At 69.8% G+C, this 9,926-nt stretch carries 13 protein-coding genes; 8 read left to right on the top strand and 5 right to left on the bottom strand.

Annotation, left to right across the window (positions count from 1 at the left end; genetic code table 11):
* Positions 1 to 220 precede the first annotated feature (220 nt).
* Together ACFYOH_RS40095 and ACFYOH_RS40090 are read right to left on the bottom strand one after the other, a co-directional pair.
* Positions 221 to 736, bottom strand: coding sequence for a DUF4232 domain-containing protein (locus tag ACFYOH_RS40095; protein WP_388636156.1), 516 nt, complete (start codon positions 734 to 736; stop codon positions 221 to 223).
* A 130-nt stretch (positions 737 to 866) separates the two neighbouring features.
* Positions 867 to 1,346: a hypothetical protein gene (locus ACFYOH_RS40090; protein WP_388636154.1), complete on the bottom strand. Its 480-nt coding sequence runs from the start codon at positions 1,344 to 1,346 to the stop codon at positions 867 to 869.
* Between the two features lie 257 nt (positions 1,347 to 1,603).
* On the opposite strand from ACFYOH_RS40090, the gene ACFYOH_RS40085 reads away from it, so the two are divergent.
* The 4 genes from ACFYOH_RS40085 (at position 1,604) to ACFYOH_RS40070 (ending at position 3,252) form a co-directional block, all read left to right on the top strand.
* Positions 1,604 to 1,978 (top strand): VOC family protein, encoded by a 375-nt coding sequence (locus ACFYOH_RS40085; RefSeq protein ID WP_388636152.1) that lies wholly within the window; start codon positions 1,604 to 1,606, stop codon positions 1,976 to 1,978.
* 7 nt (positions 1,979 to 1,985) lie between these two features.
* On the top strand, positions 1,986 to 2,342 hold the full coding sequence (locus tag ACFYOH_RS40080) for an ArsR/SmtB family transcription factor (RefSeq protein WP_388636150.1): 357 nt from the start codon (positions 1,986 to 1,988) through the stop codon (positions 2,340 to 2,342).
* Positions 2,339 to 2,812 carry an SRPBCC domain-containing protein gene (locus ACFYOH_RS40075; protein ID WP_388636148.1) on the top strand — a complete coding sequence of 158 codons (474 nt, stop codon included), beginning with the start codon at positions 2,339 to 2,341 and terminating at the stop codon, positions 2,810 to 2,812. Before ACFYOH_RS40080 ends, ACFYOH_RS40075 begins: the two co-directional genes overlap by 4 nt.
* A gap of 170 nt (positions 2,813 to 2,982) precedes the next feature.
* Positions 2,983 to 3,252 carry a DUF397 domain-containing protein gene (locus ACFYOH_RS40070; RefSeq protein WP_388636146.1) on the top strand — a complete coding sequence of 90 codons (270 nt, stop codon included), beginning with the start codon at positions 2,983 to 2,985 and terminating at the stop codon, positions 3,250 to 3,252.
* 110 nt (positions 3,253 to 3,362) lie between these two features.
* On the opposite strand, the gene ACFYOH_RS40065 is transcribed toward ACFYOH_RS40070, so the two are convergent.
* Positions 3,363 to 3,857 carry an ATP-binding protein gene (locus tag ACFYOH_RS40065; RefSeq protein WP_388636144.1) on the bottom strand — a complete coding sequence of 165 codons (495 nt, stop codon included), beginning with the start codon at positions 3,855 to 3,857 and terminating at the stop codon, positions 3,363 to 3,365.
* 344 nt (positions 3,858 to 4,201) lie between these two features.
* On the opposite strand from ACFYOH_RS40065, the gene ACFYOH_RS40060 reads away from it, so the two are divergent.
* The 4 genes from ACFYOH_RS40060 to ACFYOH_RS40045 all read left to right on the top strand — a co-directional run bounded on the left by ACFYOH_RS40060 (position 4,202) and on the right by ACFYOH_RS40045 (position 7,920).
* A complete protein-coding gene (locus ACFYOH_RS40060; protein ID WP_388636220.1) occupies positions 4,202 to 5,026 on the top strand; it encodes a helix-turn-helix domain-containing protein in 825 nt (274 codons plus the stop codon).
* A 90-nt stretch (positions 5,027 to 5,116) separates the two neighbouring features.
* Positions 5,117 to 6,577 (top strand): aldehyde dehydrogenase family protein, encoded by a 1,461-nt coding sequence (locus tag ACFYOH_RS40055; RefSeq protein ID WP_388636142.1) that lies wholly within the window; start codon positions 5,117 to 5,119, stop codon positions 6,575 to 6,577.
* Positions 6,578 to 6,691: 114 nt separating this feature from the next.
* On the top strand, positions 6,692 to 7,240 hold the full coding sequence (locus tag ACFYOH_RS40050; protein WP_388636140.1) for a DinB family protein: 549 nt from the start codon (positions 6,692 to 6,694) through the stop codon (positions 7,238 to 7,240).
* A gap of 38 nt (positions 7,241 to 7,278) precedes the next feature.
* Positions 7,279 to 7,920, top strand: a complete 642-nt coding sequence (locus ACFYOH_RS40045; RefSeq protein WP_388636138.1) for a PadR family transcriptional regulator — start codon at positions 7,279 to 7,281, stop codon at positions 7,918 to 7,920.
* Positions 7,921 to 8,078: 158 nt separating this feature from the next.
* Here the strand turns inward: ACFYOH_RS40045 and ACFYOH_RS40040 are convergent, their stop codons facing one another.
* Both ACFYOH_RS40040 and ACFYOH_RS40035 read right to left on the bottom strand, forming a co-directional pair.
* Positions 8,079 to 8,468 (bottom strand): GntR family transcriptional regulator, encoded by a 390-nt coding sequence (locus tag ACFYOH_RS40040; RefSeq protein WP_388636136.1) that lies wholly within the window; start codon positions 8,466 to 8,468, stop codon positions 8,079 to 8,081.
* Positions 8,469 to 8,506: 38 nt separating this feature from the next.
* Positions 8,507 to 9,913: a glutamate decarboxylase gene (locus tag ACFYOH_RS40035; protein ID WP_388636134.1), complete on the bottom strand. Its 1,407-nt coding sequence runs from the start codon at positions 9,911 to 9,913 to the stop codon at positions 8,507 to 8,509.
* Between the last annotated feature and the right edge of the window lie 13 nt (positions 9,914 to 9,926).

Raw genomic sequence — 9,926 nt, 5'->3', positions numbered from 1 at the left:
GACGTCAGCCCGCCCCGGCTCGACCCAGTCAGCCCGAGGCTGGAGCCGACCCGCTCGAAGCCGACGTCAGCCCGCCCCGGCTCGACCCAGTCAGCCCGAGGCTGGAACCAGCCCCGTTTGAAGCCGATGTCAGCCCGCCCGGGCTGGAGTCAGCCCGCCCGGAGCCCGTCCGGACCCTCCTCAGCCCGGACCCAAAACCCTCCCCAACTCGTCGAGCCGCTCAGTCGCCCACCTGCTGGAAGGCCGTCACGGAGGCGTTCGGGGCGGTGTTCGCGGGCTGGGTGGCGACGGGGCCGTAGGACCAGGGGAAGCTTCGGGAGGCGGTGGTGCCGGGCAGGGTGATCTTCACGGTCTTGGGGTCCAGCGCGGCCTTGTCGCCCGTCTTGCCGCGCACGTAGGCGATGGTGAAGGACGCCGAGTCACCCTTGGCGAGCTTCAGCTTCTGGGCCTTGGCGCCCTTGAGGGCGGGCACCTTGACCTCGGTGCTGCCGGCGCTCAGGGCGACGCCCGCGAAGTCGTCCAGGGTGCAGGGCTTGCTCTGGTTGGTGATGCTGACCGGAATCTCGCCCGTGTCGCCTGCCTTCGGCGCCACGCTCGCGGACCCGATCTGCACGGAGACCCCGCCGATCTCGCAGGCCGAGCTGTTCTTGCTGCTGCCCTTGCTCCCGCCGCCGTTGCAGGCGGTGAGCAGGAGGGCGGCGGCGAGGGCCGTGACGGTGAGCGGAATGGCGCGCATGAGCAGGTCCCATCGAGGTCGTGACGGTGCCCCTGCATCATGGCGCCTGCGCCTGGACCGGGTCCGCCGACCCCCGGTGGAATCACCGCTTCAGGTGGCACTCCTCACCGGACTCACACCTGACGCCGCTTCAACGCTTCAACTTGGTCGGCAGCGCCGAAGGCAGCTTGCCGCCATCCGCCTTGGTGTACGTCTCCTTGCCGGTCCTGCCCGACCAACTCACCGTCAGGCCCTTGGCGTCCACCGAGTCGACCATGCCGGTGACCCGGTCCTTGTTGCCGTCGGGGCAGGTCAGATGGATCATCTGCATCCCGGACTCCTCGCCCGCGGCGCCCTGGCACCAGGCCTTCCGGCCGGTCACGAAGAGCCCGGCCTTCTTGCCGGTGATCACCAGGGCCACGATCTTGCCGCCGCTCGTGGTGATCCAGCTGCCCTGGAGCTGGCCGGAAGCCCCCTTCGCGGCCCCCGAGCCCGAGGGGGAGGCCGACGCGCTGATCGCGCTCGGCGTCGAGGAGGAGGCGGTCTTGTCGCCGTCGCCCCCGCCCCCGCTGCACGCGGTCAGCGCGGCCAGCGCGCCCACCAGGCCCGCGGCCACGGCCGCGGTCCGCACCCTTGCCCTCGCAGCACTCGCAGCACTCGCAGAAGTCACCGGAAAACTCCCAAGCTCGTAGCGGCCGGCCGTCCTCGGCCGGACGGCCCGCAGCAAGCTACCAGCAGTGACCATGGGCACTTCCGGACGCCGGGCGGGAATCCGTTGTGAACGCGCTCGCGCGGCGTCACCCCGTACTGCCGGCGCCGGCCGAGATGCATGGGTAGGCGATTCCCTACGCTTGACTCGTAGGGAATCGCCTACCTATCGTCGTACCCATGAACATCACTCACGCCTCCTTCGTCACCCTGCCCGTCACCGACCAGGACCGCGCCCTGCGCTTCTACCGAGACGTTCTCGGCTTCGAGGTCACCGCCGATCTGCAGATGCCGCCCGGGCGCTGGCTCCAGGTCGCGCCGAAGGGCGCGCAGACCGTCTTCACGCTCTCCGGGCCGGACATGGGCGGTTTCGAGCCCGGCTCGGCACGGGGGATCATGTTGGTGACGACCGATGTCGACGCCGACTGCGCGCGGCTCGCCGAGGCGGGCACCGAGGTGCGGGGTCCGGAGGAGTACCCCTGGGGGCGCATGGCGTCCTTCACGGACCCCGACGGCAACGGTCTGATGCTGCTGACGGAGAAGGAAGGCTTCTGAGCGCGCCATGAGCACTGGGACCGGGACGGGTACCGCCGCCGAGGACCGCGTCTTCGCCGCGCTCGCCAACGTCACCCGCCGCGAGGTGCTGCGGCTCCTGCGCGAGCGAGGACCACAGCCCGTCCAGGCCCTGGCCGACCACTTCGACATGCGCCGCCCGAGCCTCTCGGAACACCTCAAGGTGCTCCGGGAGGCCGGCCTCGTCTCCGAACAGCGCTCCGGGCGGCAGCGTATCTACCGCCTGGAGGCCGCCCCGCTCGCCGAGGTGCAGGACTGGCTCCACCCGTACGAGCGGTTCTGGCGTGACCGCCTGAAGGGTCTCGGCGACCTGCTCGACCGTCTGCCCGACGATGACCAGCCATGAGCACCGAACCCGGCAGTGACGCGGACGACCTGACCACCATCCGCGTCGACCAGTTCTTCCCGCACCCGCCCGCCAAGGTCTGGCGCGCCCTCACCGACCCCGCACTGCTCGCCCAATGGCAGATGCCCGGCGCCGAGCGCTTCCGGCTGGAGGTCGGCCACCGGTACCGGATGACCTCCGTCCCGCGTCCCAACGCCCGTTTCTCCGGGGTCGTGGAGGTACGGGTGCTGGCCTACGACATCGAGCGGATGCTGTCCGTCCGCTGGGCCGACGCCGATCCGGCCAATCCCGCGGACTGGACCATCACGTGGACACTGGAACAGGAAGGGCGCGGTACGCGTCTTTTCCTGGTGCACGAAGGTTTCGATCCGGACGATCCGGCTCAGCTGATGGCACGGAAGATCATGGACGGGGGTTGGCGGGGGCATGTCCTGCCTGCTCTGGGGCAGACGCTGGAACGGCTTGGCTGACGCAGGCGTCTCCCCGGTGAGTAAAGCGGACGTCAAACCTGTAACCGCGGGGCCACCCCTTGTGCACGTGCATTTGCTCATGCATCTGCACGTGAACGGGGTTATGATCCGGGTCAGTTGACCACGGCATCTATGGCCACACCAGCCAGTGCACCAGCGGGGAGCGACCTGTGGACCGCGACGTTGACGGCGTGTACGGGGGGTACGACGTGTACAACGGCATTGCTGCCGCGCAGCTGGTCGGAGTGGCCTGGCAGAAGAGCAGGCACAGCAACTCGCAGGGTTCCTGCGTGGAGTTCGCGCGGTTGCCGGGCGGCGACGTCGCCGTACGCAACTCGCGTTTCCCGGACGGCCCGGCGCTCGTGTACACACGCGCGGAGATCGAGGCCATGCTCCTCGGCATCAAGGACGGCGAGTTCGACCACCTGATAGTGAGCTGACGCCCGGCGGCGCGCGGCGGGTCTCCATCGGGGGTCATGGCAACGATGTCAGACCTGGAAAGCTGCGGCGACGCGCGTAGACACCGCGCGTCCGTCGATGTCGTACCGCGTCAGCCGGCCGACTGGAGCCGGAACAGCGCCCAGACCACCTTGCCGTGGAGCGTGCCCGCGAGCGGGTGCCAGCCCCAGCTGTCGGCGAAGGAGTCGACCAGGAACAGCCCGCGCCCGGACTCGGCGGAGAAGTCGTCCGAGTCGCGCGGCGCCGGCGTCTCGTGGCTCGGGTCGCGCACCGCGCACACCAGCCGCTCGGTCCAGCGCATCAGGTGCAGCCGCACGGCCGGGGCGTGTTCGGGGCATGCCACCTCGGACGGCAGGCCGTGGCGCAGGGCGTTGGTGACGAGTTCGGAGACGACGAGGCATATGTCGTCGAAGCGGTCGCCGATGTCCCACTGGTCGAGGGTGCCGCGGGTGAAGCGCCGGGCCTCGCGCACCGCTTCGTAACGGGCAGGCAGGGCGCAGGAGGCGGCATCGGACACGGCCGCGGGATCCAACGGCGGAAGGCCCTGCCGTAACGGCTTGAGCATGGTCGATCCATTCGTCCCCATGCGAGGCACTCCCGGGAATTCGCGGTCGTTGCGATGCAGCGGTGGCGCGGCACCATGGTTTCGGATGCGCAGAGCAGATGCAAGGGCAGATGCACGTGCACGTGACCGAAATGGCCCTGCCCGTACCGCTTCTTGGCCATTTTTTCCGCCATCTTCTCGGCGGTTCCCGCCAGAGGTCCTGACCTCTTCCCGGAACCCGCAGGCGGAAACGGCCCGCCTCTTTCCGTTTCCGTAATCGGACGAGTACTGCTCGGAGTGTTTTAGTGGCAGACTGCGGGCCCTGAGGACGGTTGGGGAGGCTGGCGAACGTGAGCGCGGGAGAGCCCGGATCGGTGGTGCGGCGGATGCTGCTCGGCTCGCAACTCAGGCGACTGCGGGAAGCGCGCGGCATCACGCGTGAGGCGGCGGGGTACTCCATCCGCGCCTCCGAGTCGAAGATCAGCCGGATGGAGCTGGGCCGGGTGAGCTTCAAGACCAGGGACGTGGAAGACCTGCTGACGCTGTACGGCATCACGGAGGAGACAGAGCGCGAATCGCTGCTCTCCCTCGCCCGGGAGGCCAACGTGGCCGGCTGGTGGCACAGTTACACCGACGTCCTGCCCAGCTGGTTCCCCACCTATGTGGGCCTGGAGGGCGCCGCGTCCCTCATCCGCGTCTACGAGGTGCAGTTCGTCCACGGCCTGCTGCAGACCGAGGACTACGCCCGCGCGGTCGTGCGGCGCGGTATGAAGGGCGCGAGCCCGGCCGACGTCGAACGCCGGGTGGCGCTGCGCCTGGAGCGGCAGAAGCACCTGTTCGCGTCCGGCGCCCCCGAGTTCCATTTCGTGCTCGACGAGGCCGCCCTGCGCCGCCCCTACGGCGACCGCGAGGTGATGCGCGGCCAGCTCCAGCACCTCATCGAGGTCTCCGAGCGGCCCAACGTACGGCTGCAGATCATGCCGTTCAGCTTCGGCGGGCACTCCGGCGAGAGCGGCGCCTTCACCATCCTCAGCTTCCCCGACGCCGATCTGTCCGACGTCGTCTACATGGAGCAGCTCACCAGCGCCCTCTACCTGGACAAGCGCGAGGACGTCGCCCAGTACGAGCAGGCGCTGAAGGAACTCCAGCAGGACAGCCCGGGCCCCGACGAGAGCCGGGACCTTCTCCGAGGTCTGCTCCAACTGTCCTGACTGCGCCTCCAACTCGCTTTGAACGCAAGTACGATGACGTGTGATCAGACCGTGACCAGGATCTGGCTCCGCTAGTGATTGAGGGATCACATGTCGTCCTACTTCAGCGACCTGGCCCAGCAGTACATCGACGGAGAATGGCGACCGGGCACCGGCTCCTGGGACGTCATCGACTTCAACCCCTACGACGACGAGAAGCTGGCCTCGATCACCGTGGCCACGGTGGACGAGGTCGACCAGGCCTATCGGGCCGCCGCCCGCGCCCAGAAGAAGTGGGCCGAGACCAACCCCTACGCCCGCCGCGCGGTCTTCGAGCGGGTGCTTCGGCTCATAGAGGACCGTGAGCAGGAGATAGCCGACCTGATCATCGCGGAACTGGGCGGCACGCGCGTGAAGGCCGGTTTCGAGCTGCACCTCGCCAAGGAGTTCCTGCGCGAGTCGATCCACCTGGCGCTGCGCCCCGAGGGCAGGATCCTGCCCTCCCCGGTCGACGGCAAGGAGAACCGCGTCTACCGGGTGCCGGTCGGTGTCGTGGGCGTGATCAGCCCGTTCAACTTCCCCTTCCTGCTGTCGATCAAGTCGGTCGCCCCGGCGCTCGCGCTCGGCAACGCGGTGGTCCTCAAGCCGCACCAGAACACCCCGATCGCCGGCGGCACCCTGATCGCGAAGCTCTTCGAGGAGGCCGGGCTGCCCGGCGGCCTGCTCAACGTCGTCGTCACCGACATCGCCGAGATCGGCGACGCGTTCATCGAGCACCCGGTGCCGAAGATCATCTCCTTCACCGGCTCCGACAAGGTCGGCCGGCACGTGGCCACCGTCTGCGCCGCCAACTTCAAGCGCTCGGTGCTCGAACTGGGCGGCAACAGCGCGCTGGTGGTCCTGGACGACGCCGACATCGACTACGCGGTGGACGCGGCGGTCTTCAGCCGGTTCGTGCACCAGGGCCAGGTCTGCATGGCCGCCAACCGGGTCCTCGTGGACGCGTCCGTCGCCGAGGAGTTCACCGAGAAGTTCGTCGCCAAGGTCAGGACCCTGAAGGTCGGTGACCCGCGCGACCCGGAGACCGTCATCGGCCCGGTGATCAACTCCCAGCAGGCGAACGCGGTCTCCGGCACCGTCGAGCAGGCGCTCGCCGAGGGCGCCACCGCACTGGTGCGGGGCGGCACGTCCGGCAACCTGGTCGAGCCCAGCGTGCTCACCGACGTCCCCGCCGACTCCGGGCTGCTCCAGCAGGAGGTGTTCGGCCCGGTTGTCTTCCTCATCCCGTTCGACGGCGAGGAGGAGGCGCTGCGCATCGTCAACGACACGCCGTACGGCCTCAGCGGTGCCGTCCACACGGGCGACATCGAGCGGGGTGTGGCCTTCGCCAAGCAGGTCGACACCGGCATGTTCCATGTGAACGACGGGACGGTCCACGACGAGCCGATCGTGCCGTTCGGCGGCGAGAAGCACTCCGGCATCGGCCGCCTGAACGGCGAGACGACGCTGGAGTCCTTCACGACCGTCAAGTGGATCTCGGTGCAGCACGGCCGCAGCGGATTCCCCTTCTAGCCCGCTTCTTCGGCTCGCGGGCCATTGCGGACACGAGCTGACCGCAATGGCCCGTAGCGTCGTCGGTGTCAGGGGGCGAACGGCCCCGACGACGGTGAAGAGAGGCGGTCGGCCATGGTCCAGCACGTACCGGCGGAGGCGCAGGGCGACGAGCGCGGGGCGCTGCTCGCGTTCATCGAGGAGCAGCGCGGCGGGATCCGCCGGGCCCTGCTCGGACTGACCGAGGAGCAGGCGCGCTCTTGTCCCAGCGCCAGCGAGCTGTCGCTCGGCGGCCTGCTCAAGCATGTCGCCGAGGTCGAGCAGATCTGGATCGCACGGGCCAGGCATGAGCCCCCGGCCGTCAAGCGCGACGAGTCGAACTGGCACGAGAGCTTCCAGCTGGTCGGCGAGGAGACGGTCGCCTCGCAGCTGGCGTACTGGGAGCAGGTCGCCGCCGAGACGGAGAGGTTCATCCGGTCCGCGCCGAGCCTGGACGACACCTTCCCGCTGCCGCCGGACCCCTGGTTCCCGCCGGAGGGCCGGGTCAGCCTGCGCTGGGTGTGTCTGCACCTGATCCGCGAGACGGCGCGGCACGCGGGCCATGCCGACATCATCCGCGAGTCCCTGGACGGCAGGACGGCCTTCGAGCTGGTGGCGCAGCAGCAGGGCGGCTCCTGGGGCTGATCGGGGGAGGGCGGCCGTACGGCCATAGCCTGGACCTCATGTCAGCTATCCGTCTCCTCGTGCTGGGCGCGGTCCGCCGGCACGGGCGGGCCCATGGCTACCAGGTGCGCGGCGATCTGGAGTACTGGGGCGCGCACGAGTGGTCCAACGCCAAGCCGGGGTCGATCTACCACGCCCTGAAGCAGATGGCCAAGCAGGGGCTGCTGCACGCGCACGAGATCGCACCGTCGACGGCCGGCGGCCCGCCGCGCGTCGAGTACGAGATCACCGACCGAGGCGCCGAGGAGTACCTGCGGCTCCTGCGGGACGCCCTGGTCGCGCGCGACTGCAGCATCGACATGCTCTCCGCGGCGATCGGCTTCATGGCCGACCTGGAGCGGGCGGAGGTGGTGTCGCTGCTGCGGGAGCGCCTGCGCGCGCTGGCCGAGTGGCGCGACTCCGTCACCGGGCACTATGTGCCCGAGGGCGGCCCCGAACAGCTCGGCCACATCGGCGAGATCATGAAGATGTGGATGCACGCGGCCGACAGCGAGGCCGAGTGGACCCGGGGCCTGATCGGGCGCATCGAGGCGGGCGCGTACACGTTCGCGGGCGAGGGCGAACCGTTCGAGGGCATCCTCACCGAGGGACAGGAGAACCCGTACGCGACGGGGGAGCGGCACCCGGAGGACGACCACTGACCCACTGCCGCCCTCCACGACGGCTGAGCAACTGCTGCTCTCGCGATGGCTGGTCGGCCGCCGTACCGCGATGGCTGGTCGGCTGCCGCCCCCAAGGCCTCTGACCGGCTGCCATCCCCCCCACGCCCGCGAGCAACTCCCCCTCATCGGCGCCGAGCTCAGCCGCCGTTCGGCCTGTTGCCTCCCCGTTCTCCGAAGAGCAGTTGGAGCGCCACCTCCCGGTAGTGCCGTACGTGCCGCGGGGACAGTTCGCCCACCGCGTCCACGGCACCGGCAGCGATGGCGTCGTACAGCTCCCGGTGCTCGTCCCACAGCGGACCGGGGTCGTCGATCTGCTGGAACAGCCAGCGCAGTCGGCCCTCCAGGGAGGCCGTGGTCGAGCTGAGCAGCTCGTTGTCCGCGAGTTCCACGATGTGGTGGTGGAAGGCGGCGTTGGCGCGTGAGACGCGGTCGGGCCGTCCGGAGAGGGTGGCGCGCCGCGCGGTCTCCAGCTTCTTCTCCAGCTCGCGCAGTTGGGAGCCGTCCGCGCGTTCCGCGGCGCGCCGCACGTCTGACGTCAGGTGGGCGCCCGGGCAGGAGGCGGCGGTCAGTGGTGGAACCCCGTCGCCGCCTCCTTGTCCCGGGTCAGCGGATGCGGCTGCCGGCGCAGTTCGGGCAGCAGACGGGTCAGGTCGGCCAGGAACAGGTCGGCCAGGTCGTGGGAGAAGCCGTTGCGGCACACGACCCGCAGCACCGAGAGGTCCTCCCGGTTCGCCGGGAAGGTGTACGCGGGCACCAGCCAGCCGCTCTCGCGCAGCCGCCGGGAGACGTCGAAGACGTCGTACGACGTCACCTCCGGGACCGTGGTGAAGGCGAAGACCGGCAACTGGTCGCCCCGGGTCAGCAGCCGGAAGTCGCCCAGCTCCGCGATCCGCCCGGCGAGCGAGGTCGCCACGTCCCGCGTCGACTGCTGCACCGCGCGGTATCCTTCGCGGCCCAGCCGCAGGAAGTTGTAGTACTGCGCGACCACCTGGGCGCCGGGCCGGGAGAAGTTGAGCGCGAAGGTCGGCATGTCGCCGCCCAGGTAGTTGACCCGGAAGACCAGCTCCTCGGGCAGCGCCTCGTTGTCCCGCCACAGCGCCCAGCCGACGCCCGGATACACCAGTCCGTACTTGTGCCCCGAAGTGTTGATCGAGGCCACGCGCGGCAGCCGGAAGTCCCACACCAGGTCCGGGTCCAGGAAGGGCGCCACCATGCCGCCGGACGCGCCGTCCACGTGCACCGGGACGTCCAGCCCGGTGCGCTCCTGGAGGGCGTCCAGGGCGGCGCACAGCTCCGCGATCGGCTCGTAGGAGCCGTCGAAGGTCGAGCCGAGGATGCCGACGACCCCGATGGTGTTCTCGTCGCACAGTTCGGCGGCGGCCTGCGGGTCCAGATGGAAGCGGTCGCCCTCCATGGGCACCAGCCGGGCCTCCACCTCCCAGAAGTTGCAGAACTTCTCCCAGCAGACCTGGACGTCGATGCCCATGACCAGGTTGGGGCGGGCGCCCGGGTAACGGTCGGCGTTGCGCCCCGCCCACCGCCGCTTGAGGGCCATCCCGGCGAGCATGCACGCCTCGCTCGACCCGGTCGTCGAACAGCCCACCGCGGCCGACGGGTCCGGCGCGTTCCACAGGTCGGCGAGCATCGCCACACAGCGCCGCTCCAGCTCGGCGGTGCGCGGGTACTCGTCCTTGTCGATCATGTTCTTGTCCTGGCACTCCGCCATCAGCACCCCGGCCTGCGGCTCCATCCAGGTGGTGACGAACGTGGCCAGGTTCAGCCGGGAGTTGCCGTCCAGCATCAGCTCGTCGTGCACCAGCTGGTACGCCGTGGACGGGGCCAGCGGCGCGTCCGGGAGGCGGTGCGTGGGCGGGGCCTCGGTCATGCCGCCGGCCGGATTGGCCTCCCCGTAGAACGGGTTGACGGAAATCTTCCGCTCTTCGTGTTTCTCGGGACCTTTGTGCAGGGCCATGAACGTGCCTCCA

The organism is Streptomyces sp. NPDC007856 (assembly GCF_042868225.1).
In the GTDB taxonomy this organism is placed as follows: Bacteria; Actinomycetota; Actinomycetes; order Streptomycetales; family Streptomycetaceae; genus Streptomyces.
This window is presented reverse-complemented; position numbering and strand designations above follow the sequence as displayed.